Genomic DNA, 18623 nt, shown 5'->3' on the forward strand with positions numbered 1-18623 from the left:
ATCAGTCCTCGTCCTGAATCGTGATGGCGCAGGCCACGCAGGGGTCGAGTGCGGCCACCAGCAGGCCGGCACGCTCGGCCAGACCCGCGTCGGCCGCGGTGCCGTCCAAGCCCTGGGCCAGCGGCCCGTCCGCGGCGAAGTTCCATTCGGTCGGCGCCGCGATGCGGTAATCGGCGATGCGGCCATCCTCGAGCCGCAGCCAGTGGGCGAGGCGCCCGCGGGCCGTTTCGACGGCGCCGCTTCCCGCGCCGCGCCGCGTGGCGCCGGGGTTCGGAGCCGGTTCGGCGTCGTCGAGGCGGTCCACCCGGGAGGCCAAGCGCTCCGCCAGTCCCGCCAGTTCCACCAGCCGGGCGGCGGCGTGGGCGGCGAGGCCGGAGCCGTGCCGGGCCAGCAGCGCGGCGACCAGCGGATGCGCCTGCTGACGGGCCAGCGGCCCGGTGTGGGCCGGGGCGCCGTTCTGCCGGGGGCTCTCGGAAAACGCCGCGTCGGCGGACAGCCGTTCGCCAAACCACCCTGCCGGATGTGGTTCCAGCGCCGCCACGCGGCAGGCGCCGAAACCGGCCATGCCCGGCGCCAGGACGCAGCGCATCAGCCGCGCCGCGGATGTTTCGCCGGTGCCGGCCCAGCGCTCCAGTTCCGCCATGTCGGCGGGGGGAAGGGTGATGAAGACGGCGCGCTCCAGCCCGTCGCGCAGGGCGGCGATGGCGGCGGCCAGCGCGGTGCGGTCGGGTCGCAGGGAACCGCCGCCGGGACGCAGCCCGTCGCGGGCCGGGTAGAGCGCGGGATGGATCGCCGCCGCCGCGGCGCGCAGGCGGGCCAGCTCCTTGGGCTGCGGCGCTTCGCCCAGCCGCGCCGGCCAGTCCATCAGAACCTGCCACGCGTGGTTGGTCGCGGCTTCCGCGTCGGCCAGCAGGGCGCGGGCGGTGGTGTGCGGGCGGGCGTCGAGACCGAGTGCCGCCTCCAGGGACTCCATCGCGGCCAGCGACTGGGCGGTACCGCACAGGCTGAACAGCAGCGGCACGAGGCGCATCGCCTCGTCGGGCGTGCGTCCGCACAGGGCGCGGGCGGCCGCCGGACGGCGGACCTTCACCGACACGGCGCGCACCCGCCCGGCGGCGGTTTCCAGCCGCACCGACACGCTGCCTTCCAGCCCGGCGCCTTCCAGCCCTGCGCCTTTCAGCCCGGCACCCGTCCCGTTCATCGGCGCGCCCTCCCGAACAGGGAGCGGCGGGACAGGGCGGGCTTGGCCGCCTCCCTGTCGCTGGCGCCCGGCTGATCGGACGGCAGCGCCGGCCGTGGCACCCGCATCAGGTGGTCGAGCGCCAGGACGGCGGCGGCACGGGCGTCCTCCTGATCGGCGAACACGTTCATGGCCGAGGCGAGCGGAATCACCGCGAGCGTCCCCAGAACGCCCACCCGCGCCGCGGTGAAGCGGTAGGCGCCGGAGGGCAGGGTGTTCTCCATCTTGTCGCCGTCGCGCCGGTCCGCCCACAGGGCCGGATCGCGCGGGATCATCACGGCGTTGAGGAACCAGGGGGCGATGACGCAGCCGATCCAGCCCGGCCCATGGGGGCGGAACCCCAGCGCCTCCACGGCCAGGGCGTCGTTGCAGATGGGAACGCCGGCCATGTCGCGCTCCGCGATCAGGCGGTAGCTGGTGGTCAGGGCGGCGACGCGCGCCTCCATGGGATCACCGCCCGACGGCGTGAGGGCGGTGAAGCCATGCTGCGGTCCGCCGCAATCCGGACAGCGCCAATAATCCGGCAGGCCGCCGAAGGGCGTCCCCGGCGGCACCTCCCGTCCCGGATCGCCCACCGCCGGGTCGTAGACCGCGCCGCAGGACCCGCAGGCCGGACGCGCGTCGGCGGCGAAGCCGGCCTCGGGGGCGCCGGGGATCACGCGTCCACCTTTCCCATGAGGTCGGCGAACAGATGGTCCACATTCTCCCCCTGCGCGGCCAGCAGGATGGCGTCGAGCGCGCGGTTCAGCGGCTCAACCTCATCGACCTCCAGCGGGCGGACGGCGCGGTCGAGATGGACCAGCACCCAGCCCCCCTCCGGCACCTCCTCGATCAGCATGACGTTGACGCGCCGCTCCTCGCCGCGGCCGGCGCAGAGCGCGGTGAAGCCGTCGGTCTCCAGAACCTGCATCGGAATGCCGAGACACATGCGCGCGCCCTCACGCGGGGAAGCCAACTTTATCGGATTGCCGTCCGTCCAACTGCGGCATCTTGACCGGGGGTTGAATCCGCACATTGATGTGCGTCAAACATGCGGTCCGGCGTAATTTCCTAGCGCTCCGCCATTTCCAATCGGAACGGTTCTGCTAAAGTGGCGACCGCTTCGCGCGCGATGGGGTAGGGGTCGGTCGTGCGCCGCTCAACGATACAGCAGGGGTTCTCACGGATGAAACGTTTCGCTCTCGCGTCGGCCACCGCGGCGGCGGCCCTGGCCGCGCTGCCCAACGCGGCGCTCGCCCACACCTTCGGCGCCCACGACGCCGGGCTCGTCCATGGTTTCCTGCACCCGATCGGCGGCTGGGATCACCTGCTGGCCATGGTCGCCGTCGGCCTGTGGGCCGCGCAGCGCGGCGGCAAGGCCCTGTGGGCGCTGCCGACGGCCTTCGTCGGCGCGATGATCGGCGGCGGCCTCCTCGGTCTGGCCGGCATCGACCTGCCCCAGGTCGAGCTTGGCATCGTCCTGTCCGTGGTTGCTCTGGGCGCCCTGATCGCCCTGCAGTCCCGCCTGCCGCTGCTCGCCTCCGCCGGCGTGGTCGCCCTGTTCGCCGTGTTCCACGGCCACGCCCATGGCGCCGAGATGCCGGAGGCGGCGGAGCCGCTGCTCTACGGCCTGGGCTTCGCCCTGTCCACGGCGCTGCTGCACGGCGCGGGCATCGGCGCCGCCCTGTCGCTGCGCCGTCTGGTGGAAGGCCGCAAGGGCGCCCTGGCGCTCCGCGGCACGGGCGCCGTGGTCGGTCTGGCCGGCGTGGCGCTGCTCGCGCTGGGCTGATCGCCTGACGGACGAAAGGGGCGGGCGGCAAGAAGCCCGATCCAAAGGAAGGCCCGGCGAGACGGTTCGCCGGGTTTTTTTTGTGCGGTTTCTCGAAAGTTCCCCAAAAATCTGTTCGTTTCTGGCGTTTCTCCTGGCCACAAACCGAATATTTAAAGCTGCCCTTCTTGGTCAGTGACCAGTCAGGGGTCGTGTGTCGCCGATGACGCCGCCGACCTTCGCCAGCCTGCGCAAAGCCCTACCAGCCCGGCGACAGCCTCCTGCCCGGCGTGGAGTCGGTGGCGGCCTACGGCCACACGCCGGGGCACAGCGGCTACCTGTTCCGCTCGAAGGAGCAGAGCATCCTGTTGTGGGGCGATACCGTGCACAGCCACGCCCTTCAGTTCGCCCGTCCGGAGGTCGTGATCGAGTTCGACGTGGACAAGGACGAGACCATCGCCTCGCGCCGGCGGCTGCTGGCCGAGGCGGCGGCGCAGAAGCTGTGGGTCGGCGGCGCCCGTCTGCCCTTCCCCGGCATCGGCCATGTCCGCGCCGAAGGGGACGGCTACGCCTGGGTTCCCATTGAGTTCGGCCCGATCCGCAGCGACCGCTGAGCGGCCCGATTCGGCGTCCAGGCTCGGCGGGTCGCCTCGCCGAGCCGCTTCCGCGATTGTCCCGGCGACGAAAATCCGAAGCGAATCCAGTTGCTTGGCGCATTCCTCCCGGGACGCTTCCCCGGCGCGTCCAGGACGGCCATGCTGGGCGCCGACCGTCCTGAAGGGGAACCCTGCCGATGACACCGCCGACCTTCGCCACCCTGCGCAACGCGCTGCTCGCCCTGGCCGTCGCTCTTCCCGTTGGCGCCACCCTCGTCCCCGCGGCGCCGGCGCTGGCGGAGGTTCCGGGCCAGCAGCGGACCCAGGCGCCGGGCTTCTACCGCATGGCCATCGGCGACTTCGAGGTCACCGCGCTCTATGACGGCTTCATCGACCTCGACCGCAAGATCCTCAGCGGCGCCAGCGCCGACGACATCCAGAGTCTGCTCGCCCGTATGTTCCTGGCCGACACGCCGGGTGTCCAGACGGCGGTGAACGCCTTCCTCGTGCACACCGGCGCGAACCTCGTCCTGGTGGACACCGGGACGGCCAAGGCCTTCGGCCCGGCGCTGGGCTTCATCGCCGACAACATCCGCGCCGCCGGCTACAACCCGGAACAGGTCGACACGGTGCTGTTGACCCATCTGCACCCGGACCACGCCAACGGCCTGCTGCGCCCGGACGGCGCCATGCTGTTCCCCAACGCCACGGTCCATGTCGCCAAGGCCGACGCCGACTTCTGGCTGAGCGAGGAGGTGGCGGCCAAGGCCCCGGCGGACAGCCAGCCCTTCTTCGCCATGGCCCGCGCGGCGGTGGCGCCCTACGCGGCGGCGGGGAAGCTGAAGCCCTACCAGCCCGGCGACAGCCTCGTTCCCGGCGTGGAGTCGGTGGCGGCCTACGGCCACACGCCCGGCCACAGCGGCTATCTTTTCACGTCGGGGGAGCGCAGCATCCTGATGTGGGGCGACGTCGTGCACAGCCACTCCGTCCAGTTCGCCCGGCCGGAGGTCGTCATCGAGTTCGACGCCGACAAGGAGCAGGCCGTCGCGTCCCGCAAGAAGCTCCTCGCCGACGCCGCGGCGCAGAAGCTGTGGGTGGCCGGCGCCCATCTGCCCTTCCCCGGCATCGGCCATGTCCGCACCGAGGGCAAGGGCTACGCCTGGGTCCCGGTGGAGTTCGGCCCGATCCGCACCGACCGCTGACATGACGTGAACGGCGCCGCCACGCTCAGGGTCTGGGCGTGGCGGTCACGCCGAGGCCGGCCAACTCATCGACGATCATCGCCACCATCCGCGGGATCACCGCCTCGATCTCCGGCGACATCATCAGGCCGGTGCCGAGCGCCATCGGCACGCAGCCGACCACCGTCACGCTCTCCGGCGCCTCGTCCTGCAGGCGCAGCGAAGCCAGCAGGTCGCAGAGGCCGAGCTGGTGGGGCGACAGCTTGCCCTTGAAATAGGCCGGAACCGCATCGCCGCGCAGCACGGTCAGGGTGGCCGGCGGCGCGCCGGTCTTCACCGCGTCCACGGCGATCAGATGCTTGTGGCTGGCGATCAGGTCCAGCATGTCCATGCCGCAGGTGCCGCCGTCCACCACGCTGACGTGGTCGGGCACGCTCCAGGCGGCGTCGAAGGCCTCCATGGCGCGCACGCCCACCCCTTCGTCCATCAGGAGGATGTTGCCGAGGCCGAGGACGAGGATGGACATGGCGCGGAGACTCCGTTCGACGATTTTGAAACAGAAGGATGAAGCGGGACCGGTGCCGCCCGCCGTGAACTGGATCAATCGGCCGGCGTGGGGGACGCGAAAAGCCCCTCCTCCGCGGGGAAGAGGGGCTTTCGGCCGATCAGAAGGCTTGGATCAAACGACCTTCACCTGATAGTGCGACTTGGTTTCCGTGTCGGTCAGGTGCACCGCGCAGGCCAGGCACGGGTCGAAGCTGTGCAGGGTGCGGATGATCTCCAGCGGCTGGTCGGCCACCGCCACCGGGTTGTCGAGCAGCGACGCCTCGTAGGCCGAGATGTTCCCGTCCTCGTCGCGCGGGCCGGCGTTCCAGGTGGTCGGCACGACCGCCTGGTAGTTCTTGATCTTGCCGTTCTCGATCACGACCCAGTGCGAGAGCATGCCGCGCGGCGCCTCGTGGAAGCCGAAGCCGCGGATCTCGCCCTTCGGGAACACCGGCTTGTTGAAGGTCTTGGTGTCGCCCTTCGCGATGTTCTCCATCAGGAGCTTCCACTGGTTCTGCAACTCCTCGTGCAGGACCACGCAGCGCACCGCGCGGGCGGCGTGGCGGCCGATGGTGGAGTGCAGCGCGTCGACGCCGACCTTGCTGCCGAGGTGGCCCGACACCGCGTCGAGCACCGCGTTGACCCAGAACTGCGTGCGCTGGTGGCCCGACGCGTACATGCCCAGCACGTTGGCCAGCGGGCCGACCTGGGCGCGCTTGTCGTAGAAGGTCGGCGACTTGATCCAGCTGTACTTGCCGTCGTCCTGCCAGTCGGTGAAGTTCGGGATCGTCTCGCCGTCGTAGGGGTGCAGGGGACCCTTGCCGCCCTGGTACCAGGAATGCTTCACGCTCTCCTTCACGCCCTTCTCGAAGTAGGGGTCGTGGAAGTCCTTGATCGGGGTGAAGCCGTTCGCGAGATCGCCGTTGTCGATGTAGCCGGCGGGCAGGGCGAAGACGGTGCCCTTGGTGTCCAGCGGCATGTCCGGGATGGACAGATAGTTCACCACGCCGCGGCCATACTGCGTCCAGTCGGCGTAGAAGGCGCCGATGGCCGCCACGTCGGGGATGTAGACCTGGGTGATGAAGTCGCCCACCTCGTCGATCAGCTGCTTGATGTACATCAGCTTTTCGAGCGTCAGCGTGGACTGGCTGTCCATGTTGATCGGGTTGGTGACGCCGCCCACCGCCATGTTCTGGATGTGCGGGGTCTTGGAGCCGAGGATCGCCACCACCTTGTTCATGCGCCGCTGGTAGTCGAGCGCCTGGAGATAGTGCGCCGCCGCCATCAGGTTGGCTTCCGGCGTCAGCTTCATCGCCGGATGGCCCCAGTAGCCCGAGCCGAAGATGCCGAGCTGGCCGGAGTTGATGAAGGCCTGCAGCTTCTTCTGGGCGGTGGCGAATTCCTGCGTGCTGTTGCGCGGCCAGCCGGAGATCGACTGGGCCAGCTTCGCGGTCGCCGCCGGGTCGGCCTTCAGCGCCGACACGATGTCCACGAAGTCGAGCGCCGACAGGTGGTAGAAATGGACGATGTGATCGTGGACGTTGTGGGCGCCCTGGATCATGTTGCGGATGTACTGTGCGTTGAGCGGCACCTCCAGCTTCAGCGCATTCTCCACCGCGCGGACGGAGGTGATGGCGTGCACGGTGGTGCAGACGCCGCAGATGCGCTGGGCGAAGACCCAGGCGTCGCGCGGGTCCTTGCCCTGAAGGATCAGTTCGATGCCGCGCCACATCTGGCCCGACGCCCAGGCCTTGGTGACCTTGCCGCCGTCCACTTCGCAATCGACCCGCAGGTGACCCTCGATGCGGGTGACCGGATCAACAACAACTCGCTGAGCCATAATGAAACTCTCCTAAACTCAGCCGTGCTCGGGATGGACGGCGTGCATGACGGGCAGCTTCTTCACGAAGAGGAGATACAGCGCGATCTCCAGCGCGAAGACGCCGACGGTGACCATGATTTCCTTGACCGAGGGGAAGTAGTGCCAAGGGCCGACCGCCGGCGTGAAGCCGATGAGATAGACGTTCAGGCGGTAGAGGATGCCCGCCGCCAGCAGAAGCGAGGCGGACAGGAACAGCGCCCGCGACCGGTTGCGGTTGGCCTTGGGGATCAGCAGCGCGAGGCCGGAGATCATCAGGACCATCTCCACCACGAACCAGCCGGACTGCGGCCCGCCGAAGATCTGGCCGATCTGGCCGCGCACAATCAGATCGACGAAGCGCAGCACGACGAACAGCGAGGCGACGACCAGCATCAGACCCGCCAGCTTCGACAGCACCGGCGTCTCCATCGGGCGGCGGAAGTTCAGCGAAGCCATCACCGACTCCCACACCACGATGGCGAAGCCCATCAGGATGGCGGTCAGCAGGAAGAAGACCGGCAGCATCTGCGACTGCCACAGCGGCGACAGCTTGTGCCCGACGATGACCATCATGGTGCCGAGCGACGACTGGTGCATCGTCGGCAGCAGGACGCCCAGCGCGATGAAGACCCACAGCACCCGGTTCAGCTTGGCGCGCAGCCCCTCGATGCCGAAGCGCTCCAGGAAGGCGGGGGCGAACTCCACCACCAGCACCAGCGTGTAGGTCGCCACGCACAGGCCGACCTCCAGCATCACGGAGTTGGGCTGCGCGTACCACGGCAGCATCATGTGGTAGAAGTTCCAGTAGCGGCCGAGATCGACCAGCACCGCCAGACCGGCGAGGCCGTAGCCGAACAGGCTGGCCAGCACCGCCGGACGGACCAGCGGGTGATACTCCCCGCGGTTCAGGATGTAGCAGAGCAGAGCGATGACGTAGCCGGCGCAGCCGAAGGCCGAGCCGATCACCACGTCGATGGCGACCCAGATCCCCCAGGGATAGCCGTCGTTCAGGTTCGACGCCGCCCCCAGACCCTGGGTGTAGCGCTGGAACAGGATGACGCCGGCAATGGCGACCAGCGCGGCGCAGATCAGGAAGGGAAGGGTGAGGACCCGGCCGCCGAGCGGTTGATGCTCATGAGCTTGCGAAGACATGGCGTGGCCCCCTCACTCGTCGGTGTGGTTCTTGGTGTTGCGGTGCGCCAGATAGGCGAGACCGGCGAACACCGTGGCGGGGGCGATCATGCCCGCGTAGAGCGTGTGCTGGATGCCTTCCGACAGGGTCGGATAGCCCTTCTCCGGCACGTTGGTGGGCAGGTTCAGCTTGTCGAACGGCACGGCGGACACCGCGAGGCACTGGGTGCCGCCCAGCTCCTTCTCGCCGTAGATGTGCGGCTGGTAGGCCGCCTCGACCAGCTTCTCATGGCCGTCGCGCGGGCCGCCGACCTTGCCGGCGATGTCGCCGCGCGGGTAGTGCGCGTGTTCGCCCACCTTCAGCGCGGTGCGGCGCTTGGCCTCCGCCTTGAGGTCCTCCGTGCGGCCGAACAGCGTCGCCCCGGTGGGGCAGACGTCGGCGCAGCCCGGAAGCTCGTTCTTGGCGAGCTGCTGCTTGCAGAGCTGGCACTTTTTGATCTCGCCGAAGGCGTCGTTGTAATCGTACTTCGGCACGCCGAACGGGCAGGACAGCACGCAGTAGCGGCAGCCGATGCAGGCGCTCGGGTCGTGGTTGACGATGCCGGTCCTGGCGTCCTTGGTCATCGCCGACACCGGGCAGACCGACACGCAGGACGGATCGGCGCAGTGCAGGCACTGCCGCTTGATGAAGGCGAAGCCGTTCTCCGCCGCGTCCTTGGTGGCGCCGGTGCCGTGGCTGTAGGCCTTGATGACGTTCAGCGTCCTGGCCGACAGCTCCACCGGGCTGTCGTAGATCGGCTTGTCGCCGCCCCCGGCGTTCCAGCCCTGCTGGGCCGGGCCGACATCGGGCGGCATGTGGTTGACCTCCTTGCAGGCGGTCACGCAGGCCTTGCAGCCGATGCACAGCGTGCTGTCGTAGAGCAGGCCGACCGCCTCGGGCGGCAGCGGCTTGGGCGGGCGCTGCAGCGCGTTGGCCTCCGGCGGGGCGGCGACCACGGTGGTGCAGGCCGCGGCGGCCGCCGCCGCGCTGCCCTTGACCGCGTTCCGCAGGAAGCCGCGCCGTGAGACCGATGTCTTGCTTTTCGACATCATGTTCTTAGACATGGCGTCACCTCACTCGGCGGCGGTGGAGGAGGATTCGGTCTTCGCATCCTGCTTGCCGAGCCGGCTGGAGATGACGGCGCCGGCGCCGACCGCCGCGCCGGCGATGCCGGCGACCACCGCCGCGGCCCCGGCCGACATGCCCTCGCCCTTCTCGACGGCGACCGCCGGGTAGGTGTTGGGCGGCGCCACCGACTTCAGCGAGGCCAGCTCATGGATGCTCTTGGTGAAGCCGACGCCCTTCTCGGTGCAGCCGAAGCAGGGATGGCCGGTGCCCACCGGCCAGGTGCCCTGGCCGACGTCGTTGAAGCCGATGGACGGACAGTTCGCGTAGGTCTCCGGACCCTTGCAGCCGAGCTTGTAGAGACAGTAGCCCTGGCGGTGGCCGTAGTCGCCGAACTCCATGGCGAAGCGCCCGGCGTCGAAATGCGGGCGGCGCTCGCAGTTCTCGTGGATCAGCCGGCCGAAGGCGAACTTCGGGCGCATCTTGTCGTCCAGCTCCGGCAGCTTGCCGAAGGCGACGAAATGCAGCACCAGCGAAAGGAAGTTGTAGGGGTTCGGCGGGCAGCCGGGGATGGAGACGACCGGCTTGTCCTTGATGATCTCGTTCAGGCCGACGGCGCCCGTGGGATTGACGCCGGTCGACGGCCAGCCGCCCCAGGAGGAGCAGGAGCCCATGGAGATCACCGCGGCCGCGCCCTTGGCGCACTCCAGCACGGCGTCCTTGTAGGTCTTGCCGGCGACCTTGCAGTAGACGCCCCCGTCCTTCGTCGGGATGGAGCCGTCGGTGACCATCAGGTACTTGCCCCAATTGTCCTTCATCGCCTGCTGCTTCCAGTTCTCGGCCTGGTGGCCGGAACCGGTCATCAGCGTCTCGTTGTAGTCGAGCGAGATGGTGTCGAGGATCAGCGTCTCGAGCGACGGGTGGTGGGTGCGCAGGAGCGATTCGGTGCAGCCGGTGCAGGCCTGGCCCGACAGCCAGATCACCGTCGGGCGCGGCGCCGCCACGGCGGCGTTGGCGATCTTCACGCCGAAGGCGGGGGAGAGACCCAGCGTGGCGGCCACGCCCGTGCAGTAGGCCAGGAATTCCCGGCGGGACAGGCCGGCCAGCGCACCCTCATACTCGTCGAGATCGCCGATGTGCTCGGCGTCGAGATCCACATGTCCGTCGGGCATGACTTTCCCCCAAAGACCCTTTTGCATTGATCCGCTGGCCGCCCGGTCGCCGGACGCCGGATGCGCAGCACGCCACGGCGCGTCCTGGGAAACCCGATGCGGGAAACCCATGGTGCGGCGTAATCCCTATCGATTGTAGGGGTATTTGGGCGCGAAACGCTCGCCGGCATTGCACCAGTTTCGATGCGGGCGCGGCATTGATCTACATCAAGTTGGGTATGTGGCGGGTAAGCTTCGAACGCCAGGGGCGCATAAGCGGAAAGGATGCGTCGGGAAAAGCCTTCTTCCCGGCATGAAGGCCGGGAAGAAGGCGAGGGGGGTCAGACCGCCTTCATCTGGCGGGTGAAGTCGTCCACATCGGTTTGCAGGGTGCGCGCATGAACCGACAGGCCCTTGGCGGCGCTCAGCAGGCCGCCGGCGGCCTCACCCGTGTGGTCGGCGGACTGCGACACGCCGGAGATGGTCGAGGAAACCTCCTGCGTGCCGATGGCGGCCTCCTGCACGTTGCGGGCGATTTCCTGGGTGGCGGAGCCCTGCTGCTCCACCGCGGCGGCGACGTTGGTGCTGATGTCGCTGATCCGCTCGATGGTGCCGACGATGCCGCTGATCGCGCCGACCGCCTGCTGGGTCTCGCTCTGGATGGCGACGATCTGGGCGGAGATCTCCTCGGTGGCGCGGGCGGTCTGGTTGGCGAGGCTCTTCACCTCCTGCGCCACCACCGCGAAGCCCTTGCCGGCCTCGCCGGCGCGGGCCGCCTCGATGGTCGCGTTTAGCGCCAGCAGGTTGGTCTGGCTGGCGATCTCGGTGATGAGGTTGACCACCGCGCCGATCTTTTCCGCCGCCTGGGCGAGCCCCTGGATGGTGCTGTTGGTGCGCTGGGCCTCCTGCTCGGCCTCGCTGGCGATGCGGGCGGCCTCGCCGAGGCGCTGGCTGATCGAGCCGATGGAGGTGGACAGCTCCTCGGTCGCCGCCGCCACGGTCTGGACGTTGCCGGTGGCCTGCTCCGCCGCGGCGGCGACGGTCGAGCTGCGGCGCGAGGCGTCGGCGGCGGAATGGGTCAGCGATTCGGCGCTGCTGCGGATGTTGTCGGCCTCCCCGTTCAGGGTGCGGCACAGCCCCTCGATCTTCTGGGTGAAGCCGTGGGTCAGGGACTCCAGACGTTCCTGGCGCTGGCGGCGCACGTCGATCTCGCGGCGTTCCTGCTCGGCCAGATCGTTGGCGCGGCGCAGCCCGTCGCGGAAGACCAGGACGGCCTCCGCCATGTCGCCGACCTCGTCGCCCTGGCCGGTGCCGGGCACCTCGGCTCCGGTGTTGCCGGCGGCGATGGTCTTCATCGCCGCGGTCATCCGGGCGATGGGGCGCGCGATCATGTCGCGGGCGACCAGAACGGCCAGCAGGACGCCGAAGAGCACGCCGCCGACGCCGATGGCGAGCATCAGGGTGGTCCACTGCCGGCGGGCCGACTCCAACTGGTCGTGCAGACGGTCGATCATGGCGTCCTGATCGGCGCTGAGCGCCTGGATCGCGGCGTTGAGCGCCTGGCGGTTGCTGCGGTTGGCGTCGTTGTCACCATAGGCCCGGGCGTCCGCCGGGCTCTTCTCACGGGCGAGGCGCACCGTTTCGGTGCGGAAGCGGATGAAATCCTCGGCCTTCGCCGCCACCGGCGCCAGCGTGGCCTGTCCCTCCGCCGGGGTCAGGCGCTTCAGGGTGCCGAGCCGCTCGCCGAGGGTGTTCAGATTGTCCAGCAGGGGCTTGCCGAACTTGTCGACCTCGGCGCGGTCGCGGGCCATGTAGACGCCGCGCGAGTCCATGACGACGGCCAGGACGAGCCCGTTGAGCTGCTCGCCGAGCACCTGCCGGTCCGACGCGCGTTCGATGGCCTCGGACTTGCCGGCCAGATCCTGCATGGCGGCCAGCCCCATGAGGCCGGTCACCGCGGCCACCGCCGCCTGCAGCCCCACGAGAAGATAGACCTTCGGCCCGATTCTTAGATTCTTAAGCGCTTTCAACATGCTGGACGTCCCCATTGCGGCGGTCTTGGGCCGCCTCTGTGCATGACGATAATGAGGTGCCTATAGGTTTCCGAAGCGTTAAATCGTTCTATGACACGTTGCCGCGTCATCATTGGGCAGGAACTGGGCGAAACGCATATTGTTTTTGATGCGAACTAATTTTTTCGGGAATATCCGAGGTTGCGGCGTGTTCGTCTTCATAGGGGGGCAACGCGTCGGACTTGGCAGGTGGATCATGAAACCCATCGCGGCCGTCGTCGCAAGGATCGCTCAATTCTTCGTTGCCGCACTTCTTCTGATGCTGGTTCTGATGCTGGCGGCATGCGGGGAGGGTGGCTCGTCCCACGGGGGCGATTACGTGGTCGGCTATGGCGCAAGCGGGCCGGTCTACACGCTGGGCCTTGGCCTTCCAGCCTACCGGCTCGAGCCGCGGACCTACTGGAACTACCCGGACTACCGCGGCAACGGACCAACGATCGAACTGGCGGGTCGCCCCAATAACTGACCGCATGACTGACCGGGCGGTTGACGTTACGGAAAATCCGATTGAAGGGTCCCCCCCGGCCATTTACCTAAAGAAGACTTGGAACGGGCAGGGCGAGGCGGAGCGATGGCGGTCACCCGGGACGAATTGAAGACGCGCATCGGCCAGGCCCTGGGCGAAACGAAGGCCGATCTGGTCATCAAGAACACCCGTTTCCTCAACGTCGTCACCGGCGAGACCGCCGCGGGCGACATCGCCCTGTGCGGCGACCGCATCGTCGGCACCTACGAATCCTATGACGGGGTGGAGGAGATCGACGGGTCCGGGCTGACCGTCGTCCCGGGCTTCATCGACACCCACGTCCATTGCGAATCCACCTGCGTCACGCCGATGGAGTTCGACCGCTGCGTCCTGCCGCGCGGCACCACCACGGCGATCTGCGACCCGCATGAGATCTGCAACGTGCTGGGCGAGAAGGGGCTGCGCTACTTCCTGGACTGCGCCGAGGGGACGGCGCTGGACCTGCGGGTGCAGCTCTCCTCCTGCGTGCCGGCGACGGAACTGGAGACGTCCGGCGCGCGGCTGGAGGCGGCGGACCTGCTGCGCCACAAGGACCACCCGAAGGTGCTGGGGCTGGCGGAGTTCATGAACTTCCCCGGCGTTTTCCACAAGGTGGACGGGGTGCTTGACAAGCTGGCCGCCTTCGACGGGCGCCACATCGACGGCCACGCCCCGCTGCTCAGCGGGCGGGAGCTGAACGCCTATCTCTCCTGCGGCATCCGCAACTGCCACGAGACGACCAGCGCGCCGGAGGCGATGGAGAAGCTGCGCAAGGGCATGCAGGTGCTGATCCGCGACGGGTCGGTGTCGAAGGACGTGCACGCGCTGGCCCCGGTGATCCAGCCGGAAACCTCGCCCTTCCTGGGCTTCTGCACCGACGACCGCAACCCCCTCGACATCGCCGAGGAGGGGCACATGGACCATCTGATCCGCAGCGCGATCCGGCTCGGCGCCCCGCTGGCCCATGTCTATCGCGCCGCCACCTGGTCGGCGGCGCGCGGCTTCGGCCTGTTCGACCGCGGGCTGATCGCGCCGGGGCAGCGCGCCGACCTCGTCCTGCTGGACGATCTGGCGGAGTGCGCGGTCAACCGGGTCATCCGCAACGGGCGGGTGGTGACCCCGGAGACCTTCGCCGGGCGCCCGGCGGTCAGCCCGGTGGGGCTGCGCTCCGTCAAGCTCCACCCGGTGACGGCGGAGGATTTCGCGGTGCCCGCCGGCGGGTCCGTCCAGTCGGTGATCGGCGTTCTGCCCGGCAAGATCATCACCGCCCATCTGCGGCTGGAGGTGCCGGCCAGGAACGGCAAGCTGGTGGCCGATCCCGACCGCGACATCCTGAAGATCTGCGTCTTCGCCCGCCACGGCACCAACCAGAATGTCGGGCGCGGCTTCGCCAGCGGCTTCCAGTTCCGCGAGGGCGCGCTGGCCTCCTCGGTCGGGCACGACAGCCACAACATCTGCGTGGTCGGCGCGTCGGACGAGGACATGGCCATCGCCGTCAACCGCCTGATCGAGCTTCAGGGCGGCTTCGTCGCGGTGCGCAACGGCAAGGTCGTGGGTGAACTGGCCCTGCCGCTGGCCGGGCTGATGAGCCTGGAGCCCTTCGAGACGGTGGAGCGCCACCTGCGCAGCCTGCGCGCCTCGGTGAAGGAAATGGGCTGCCCGCTGGCCGAGCCCTTCCTGCAGCTGGCCTTCCTGCCGCTGCCGGTGATCCCGCATCTGAAGATCACCGACCGCGGGCTGGTGGATGTCGACAAATTCGCGCTTGTGGAAGCGTGACCCCGGCAATTCCTGCCGGACGGGGTGCGGATCTTGCCGGCCCCTTCGGCGGGAGCCCCGGATCAACCCTTTGAAAATCATGGAAAGCCACTTGGCCCGCCGTCTGCAAGGGGCGGCCCGACGAACGCGAAGAATGCCGGTCGGAGGGGCGTGCCATGGTTGGAATGAGCGACATCAGCGGATTGGCGCAGAGCATCCAGACGTCCATCGACGCGGCGATGAAGCGCGTCCAGGAGCAGGCCAAGCAGGCGACCGACGCCAAGCCCAGCGGTGATGTCCAGGAGTACGAGCAGACCGTCCGCAAGTCCGCCCTGAACGCGGCCCCCTTCGCCACCAACGTCGGCACGCTGGTGAAGGACACCAGCCGTCTGAACGTGCTCAGCACTCTGGCCGCCAACGATCCGGCGGACTTCTACAAATTCAACCTGGCAACGCCCGGCGAGGTCGCCCTCGGCCGCGTCGGCGACACCGGCGTGCGCGTCCAGCTGATGGACAAGCAGGGCAAGATCATCGCCGACAGCAACAGCGAAGCCGGCGGCACCTACGACGCCTACAAGAAGTTCGAGGCGGGCACCCTGTCGCTCGACCGTGGCGACTACACGCTGCGCGTCTCCCGCGACAAGGGCGTGGCGGCGAAGGAGGAGAAGAACTACGGCCTCCAGCTCCGCATGGGCGACTACAGCAAGGACTACGACACCATCGCCAAACAGCCGGCCAAGGGCGACAACCCGCTCCAGCAGACGCCGCAGCTCCAGCGCCTGACCTCCCTGCTGACCGGCGGCACGACGACCAGCTCCGGCGCGCTGGGGATCCTCACCGGCGGAAGCGGCGGCTACAGCGGGCGCGGGTCCCTGCTGAACGGGCTTTTCTGAGGCGCGAGGCGCCGGCGGCGGCTACACTGCCGGTCCGCCGAAGCCGGAGACCACGCCGCCATGACCCCTGAAGAGCTGTTTCGCGCCGTCGCCGACTACGTCGCGGAGCATCAGGGAAAGGCCGGCCAGCAGGATTTCTTCCGGGCGATCCACCGGCAGGCCCTGAAGGGCATGGGGCTGGTCAACGACGCCGACATCCAGGCCACCGGCGAGGCCGGGGTTCTCCGCTATATTCAGGGCGAGCTGGCGCGGCGCGGTGTCCCGGACGCCGACGCCGTGATCGTCGACGTCGGCGCCAACGTCGGTGTCTACACGGCGGCGGCGCTCGACCGTTTCCCGGCGGCGACCGTGTGGTCCTTCGAGCCGTCGCCGACGGCCTTCCGCGCGCTGTGCGAGACGGCGGCGCGCTATCCCGGACGTTGCCGTCCCGTCAACCTTGGCCTGTCCGACCGCGCCGGCGCGGCGATCCTGCACGGCGACCGGCCCGGCTCGACGCTGGCGTCCCTCCACAACCGCGCGATCCGCGAGTTTCAGGAGGGCGGGAGCGGCGAAACCGTTCGTCTGGCGACGCTGGACGGATTCTGCGCTGAGACCGGCATCGACCGCGTTCATTTCCTCAAGATCGACGTCGAGGGTCACGAGATCGCCGTCCTGGATGGAGCGCGCGGCCTTCTCGACCGGCGAGCCGTCGATTTCATCCAGTTCGAATTCGGCGGCTGCAATCTCGATTCCCGGACTTTCCTGCGCGACTTCTGGAGCCGGCTGGACGGCTTCGCCGTCTGCAAAATCGTCAAGGACGGGCTTTACCGCCTGTCCGCCTACTCCGAATTCGACGAGATCTTCGCGTACCAGAATTTCCTCGCCATCCGCCAGTAGGGGCACGGTCTGTCGACCATCAGGCGGCGAGGCGCAGCGACGCGGCGCCGAGCACGATGACGACGCCGGAGGCCAGGCGCACCGGGCCGACCCGCTCCTTGAGCACCAGCGCGGCCAGCGCCATGGCGAACAGGATCGAGGTCTCGCGCAGCGCCGCCACCACGGCGACCGGCGCCAGGGTCATCGCCCAGAGCGCGAGCCCGTAGGAGGCGATGCTGGCCGCCCCGCCGGCCAGCGCCACCATCCAGCGCCGGCGGGCGTGGCTCAGGAAGCCCCGCGCGTCGCGCAGCAGAGCCCCGCCCACCATGGGCACGCTCAACAGCAGGAAGCACCACAGCGTGTAGCCGGCCGGGGCGCCGGACAGCCGCACGCCGATGCCGTCCACCACCGTGTAGGCGGCGATCACCAGGGCGTTGGCGAGGGCGCAGGCGTTGCCCCGCCATGATCCCGACAGGGCCGGTCCCCGCCCCAGCAGGGTCAGCCCGAGGATTCCCCCGCAAACCAGCAGCGTTCCCATCCAGGCGCCGGCGGACAGCCCCTCGCCCAGCAGCAGGCCGCTGCACAGCGCCACGAGCAGCGGCGGCGTGCCACGCATCAGCGGATAGGCGTGGCTCATCGCCCCGTCGCGGTAGGCGGCGGCGAGCAGCCGGAAATAGGCGACGTGCAGCACCGCCGTCACGCCGAGATAAGGCGCGCTGGCGAGCGACGGCGCCGGAACGACGGGGAGCAGCAGCAGGGCGATGAAGGCGGAACCGGCGACCACCAGGACCGCGTCGGAGGCGTTGCCGCCGCCGGCCTTCAGCGCGGTGTTCCAGCCGGCATGGAGAAGGGCGCCGGCCAGGACGGCGAGAAGGGCTTCGGTGGGCAAGAGGGGAGCCGTGGTCGGGGGAGGGGACGATGCGGGCGGAGGGGCGGCCTGCGGCCCGCCGGGCGGCAGGATACACGCACAGGTTCGGTGCCGGACAGTCCAATTGCCTGCCGTCCTTCTTTGCGCTAAGCGTTCGCCATGTCGACCGATAGCCTCCCAACCGAAAACCTTCTGCCCCGGAACCACCCGACCGCCGCGGCGTCCGACCCGGCCGCGGTCCGCCGCGCCACCGCCATCGGCGGTCTGGCCATCCTGATGTGGTCCACGCTGGCGCTGCTGACCGCGCTGTCGGGGACCATTCCGCCGTTCCAGCTCGTGGCGATGTCCTTCGGCGTCGCCTTCGTCGTCGGGACGGCGGCGGGGGCCGCGCGGGGCAAGGACGTGATCGGCGTGCTGCGCCAGCCCTGGCAAGTCTGGCTGCTCGGCGTCGCCGGGCTGTTCGGCTACCATTTCTTCTATTTCCTGGCCTTCCGCCTCGCCCCCGGCGCGGCGGTCGAGGTCAATCTGCTGAACTATCTGTGGCCGCTGCTCATCGTCCTGTTCTCCGCCCTGCTGCCGGGGGAGCGGCTGAAGCGCGGCCATGTGCTGGGCGCGCTGTGCGGGCTGGCCGGGACCGTGCTGATCGTGACCGGCGGCGCGCGCGGCCTGTCGCTCGACGCCGGGGACACGCCGGGTTACCTGTCGGCGATGGCCGCGGCGGTGCTCTGGGCCTCCTATTCGGTGCTGTCGCGCCGCTTCGGCGATGTCCCGACCGAGGCGGTCGGCGGCTTCTGCCTCGCCACGGCGGTGCTGGCCGGGCTGTCGCACCTGCTGTTCGAGACGACGGTGGCGCCATCCGGCGGCGAGTGGCTGGCGGTGCTCGCCATGGGGATCGGGCCGGTCGGCGCGGCCTTCTTCGTGTGGGACCATGGGGTGAAGCGCGGCGACATCCGGGCGCTGGGCGTGCTGTCCTACGCCACGCCGCTGACCTCCACGCTGCTGCTGATCCTGTTCGGGCAGGCGGCGGGGGGCTGGACCGTCTGGGCGGCCTGCGCCCTGATCATGGGCGGCGCCGTGCTGGCCAGCCGCGACGTTCTGCGTGGCGACCGGTAGGGTG

General features: G+C 69.3%; 17 protein-coding genes and 1 pseudogene. 8 read left to right on the top strand and 10 right to left on the bottom strand.

Features of this window, described 5'->3' with window-relative positions:
* Window position 1 precedes the first annotated feature (1 nt).
* The 3 genes from D3869_RS22050 to D3869_RS22060 are packed head-to-tail and all read right to left on the bottom strand — an operon-like array spanning window position 2 to window position 2168.
* The gene (locus tag D3869_RS22050) at window positions 2–1201 is read right to left on the bottom strand and encodes a nickel-dependent hydrogenase large subunit (protein ID WP_137141914.1); all 1200 of its coding nucleotides are present in this window, start codon (window positions 1199–1201) and stop codon (window positions 2–4) included.
* Entirely contained in the window at window positions 1198–1899 is a 702-nt protein-coding gene (hybE, locus tag D3869_RS22055) for a [NiFe]-hydrogenase assembly chaperone HybE (RefSeq protein WP_137141915.1), read from the bottom strand. Before hybE ends, D3869_RS22050 begins: the two co-directional genes overlap by 4 nt.
* Window positions 1896–2168 (bottom strand): HypC/HybG/HupF family hydrogenase formation chaperone, encoded by a 273-nt coding sequence (locus tag D3869_RS22060; RefSeq protein WP_137141916.1) that lies wholly within the window; start codon window positions 2166–2168, stop codon window positions 1896–1898. The genes hybE and D3869_RS22060 overlap by 4 nt, the downstream gene beginning before the upstream one ends.
* Window positions 2169–2405: 237 nt before the next feature.
* On the opposite strand from D3869_RS22060, the gene D3869_RS22065 reads away from it, so the two are divergent.
* The 3 genes and pseudogenes from D3869_RS22065 to D3869_RS22075 all read left to right on the top strand — a co-directional run bounded on the left by D3869_RS22065 (window position 2406) and on the right by D3869_RS22075 (window position 4785).
* The gene (locus D3869_RS22065) at window positions 2406–3008 is read left to right on the top strand and encodes a HupE/UreJ family protein (RefSeq protein ID WP_094304822.1); all 603 of its coding nucleotides are present in this window, start codon (window positions 2406–2408) and stop codon (window positions 3006–3008) included.
* Between the two features lie 233 nt (window positions 3009–3241).
* Window positions 3242–3601 (top strand): annotated as a pseudogene (locus tag D3869_RS22070) (MBL fold metallo-hydrolase); the annotation flags it as partial.
* Window positions 3602–3780: 179 nt separating this feature from the next.
* Entirely contained in the window at window positions 3781–4785 is a 1005-nt protein-coding gene (locus D3869_RS22075; RefSeq protein ID WP_137141917.1) for an MBL fold metallo-hydrolase, read from the top strand.
* 25 nt (window positions 4786–4810) lie between these two features.
* Here the strand turns inward: D3869_RS22075 and D3869_RS22080 are convergent, their stop codons facing one another.
* From D3869_RS22080 to D3869_RS22105, 6 genes are all read right to left on the bottom strand, one after another.
* Complete coding sequence (locus tag D3869_RS22080; RefSeq protein ID WP_137141918.1) at window positions 4811–5290, bottom strand: HyaD/HybD family hydrogenase maturation endopeptidase; 480 nt, start codon at window positions 5288–5290, stop codon at window positions 4811–4813.
* A 153-nt stretch (window positions 5291–5443) separates the two neighbouring features.
* Window positions 5444–7150, bottom strand: coding sequence for a nickel-dependent hydrogenase large subunit (locus tag D3869_RS22085; RefSeq protein ID WP_137141919.1), 1707 nt, complete (start codon window positions 7148–7150; stop codon window positions 5444–5446).
* An 18-nt stretch (window positions 7151–7168) separates the two neighbouring features.
* Window positions 7169–8323 (bottom strand): Ni/Fe-hydrogenase cytochrome b subunit, encoded by a 1155-nt coding sequence (hybB, locus tag D3869_RS22090; RefSeq protein ID WP_137141920.1) that lies wholly within the window; start codon window positions 8321–8323, stop codon window positions 7169–7171.
* A 12-nt stretch (window positions 8324–8335) separates the two neighbouring features.
* A complete protein-coding gene (gene hybA, locus D3869_RS22095; protein ID WP_137141921.1) occupies window positions 8336–9406 on the bottom strand; it encodes a hydrogenase 2 operon protein HybA in 1071 nt (356 codons plus the stop codon).
* A gap of 9 nt (window positions 9407–9415) precedes the next feature.
* On the bottom strand, window positions 9416–10579 hold the full coding sequence (locus D3869_RS22100; RefSeq protein WP_175426547.1) for a hydrogenase small subunit: 1164 nt from the start codon (window positions 10577–10579) through the stop codon (window positions 9416–9418).
* Window positions 10580–10899: 320 nt separating this feature from the next.
* On the bottom strand, window positions 10900–12591 hold the full coding sequence (locus tag D3869_RS22105; RefSeq protein WP_137141922.1) for a methyl-accepting chemotaxis protein: 1692 nt from the start codon (window positions 12589–12591) through the stop codon (window positions 10900–10902).
* Window positions 12592–12826: 235 nt separating this feature from the next.
* Between D3869_RS22105 and D3869_RS22110 the strand changes: the two genes are divergently transcribed.
* From D3869_RS22110 to D3869_RS22125, 4 genes are all read left to right on the top strand, one after another.
* A complete protein-coding gene (locus tag D3869_RS22110; RefSeq protein ID WP_137141923.1) occupies window positions 12827–13096 on the top strand; it encodes a hypothetical protein in 270 nt (89 codons plus the stop codon).
* A gap of 105 nt (window positions 13097–13201) precedes the next feature.
* Entirely contained in the window at window positions 13202–14911 is a 1710-nt protein-coding gene (gene ade, locus D3869_RS22115) for an adenine deaminase (protein ID WP_137141924.1), read from the top strand.
* A gap of 155 nt (window positions 14912–15066) precedes the next feature.
* A complete protein-coding gene (locus D3869_RS22120) occupies window positions 15067–15783 on the top strand; it encodes a hypothetical protein (RefSeq protein WP_137141925.1) in 717 nt (238 codons plus the stop codon).
* A gap of 60 nt (window positions 15784–15843) precedes the next feature.
* On the top strand, window positions 15844–16659 hold the full coding sequence (locus D3869_RS22125) for an FkbM family methyltransferase (protein WP_137141926.1): 816 nt from the start codon (window positions 15844–15846) through the stop codon (window positions 16657–16659).
* A gap of 19 nt (window positions 16660–16678) precedes the next feature.
* On the opposite strand, the gene D3869_RS22130 is transcribed toward D3869_RS22125, so the two are convergent.
* Entirely contained in the window at window positions 16679–17527 is an 849-nt protein-coding gene (locus D3869_RS22130) for a DMT family transporter (RefSeq protein ID WP_137141927.1), read from the bottom strand.
* Between the two features lie 138 nt (window positions 17528–17665).
* Here D3869_RS22130 and yddG point away from each other — a divergent pair, with 138 nt between their 5' ends.
* The gene (gene yddG, locus D3869_RS22135) at window positions 17666–18619 is read left to right on the top strand and encodes an aromatic amino acid exporter YddG (RefSeq protein WP_137141928.1); all 954 of its coding nucleotides are present in this window, start codon (window positions 17666–17668) and stop codon (window positions 18617–18619) included.
* Window positions 18620–18623 lie beyond the last annotated feature (4 nt).

This window comes from Azospirillum brasilense, assembly GCF_005222205.1.
In the GTDB taxonomy this organism is placed as follows: Bacteria; Pseudomonadota; Alphaproteobacteria; order Azospirillales; family Azospirillaceae; genus Azospirillum; species Azospirillum brasilense_G.

Excerpts from the sequence above, each read along its gene's own strand:
- hybB (WP_137141920.1), bottom strand. The coding sequence starts at position 8,323 with ATGTCTTCGCAAGCTCATGAGCATCAACCGCTCGGCGGCCGGGTCCTC.
- ade (WP_137141924.1), top strand. The coding sequence starts at position 13,202 with ATGGCGGTCACCCGGGACGAATTGAAGACGCGCATCGGCCAGGCCCTG.
- hybA (WP_137141921.1), bottom strand. The coding sequence starts at position 9,406 with ATGTCTAAGAACATGATGTCGAAAAGCAAGACATCGGTCTCACGGCGC.
- D3869_RS22050 (WP_137141914.1), bottom strand. The coding sequence starts at position 1,201 with ATGAACGGGACGGGTGCCGGGCTGAAAGGCGCAGGGCTGGAAGGCGCC.
- D3869_RS22060 (WP_137141916.1), bottom strand. The coding sequence starts at position 2,168 with ATGTGTCTCGGCATTCCGATGCAGGTTCTGGAGACCGACGGCTTCACC.
- D3869_RS22085 (WP_137141919.1), bottom strand. The coding sequence starts at position 7,150 with ATGGCTCAGCGAGTTGTTGTTGATCCGGTCACCCGCATCGAGGGTCAC.
- D3869_RS22120 (WP_137141925.1), top strand. The coding sequence starts at position 15,067 with ATGGTTGGAATGAGCGACATCAGCGGATTGGCGCAGAGCATCCAGACG.
- D3869_RS22100 (WP_175426547.1), bottom strand. The coding sequence starts at position 10,579 with ATGCCCGACGGACATGTGGATCTCGACGCCGAGCACATCGGCGATCTC.
- D3869_RS22110 (WP_137141923.1), top strand. The coding sequence starts at position 12,827 with ATGAAACCCATCGCGGCCGTCGTCGCAAGGATCGCTCAATTCTTCGTT.
- D3869_RS22080 (WP_137141918.1), bottom strand. The coding sequence starts at position 5,290 with ATGTCCATCCTCGTCCTCGGCCTCGGCAACATCCTCCTGATGGACGAA.
- yddG (WP_137141928.1), top strand. The coding sequence starts at position 17,666 with ATGTCGACCGATAGCCTCCCAACCGAAAACCTTCTGCCCCGGAACCAC.
- D3869_RS22105 (WP_137141922.1), bottom strand. The coding sequence starts at position 12,591 with ATGTTGAAAGCGCTTAAGAATCTAAGAATCGGGCCGAAGGTCTATCTT.
- D3869_RS22075 (WP_137141917.1), top strand. The coding sequence starts at position 3,781 with ATGACACCGCCGACCTTCGCCACCCTGCGCAACGCGCTGCTCGCCCTG.
- D3869_RS22065 (WP_094304822.1), top strand. The coding sequence starts at position 2,406 with ATGAAACGTTTCGCTCTCGCGTCGGCCACCGCGGCGGCGGCCCTGGCC.
- D3869_RS22125 (WP_137141926.1), top strand. The coding sequence starts at position 15,844 with ATGACCCCTGAAGAGCTGTTTCGCGCCGTCGCCGACTACGTCGCGGAG.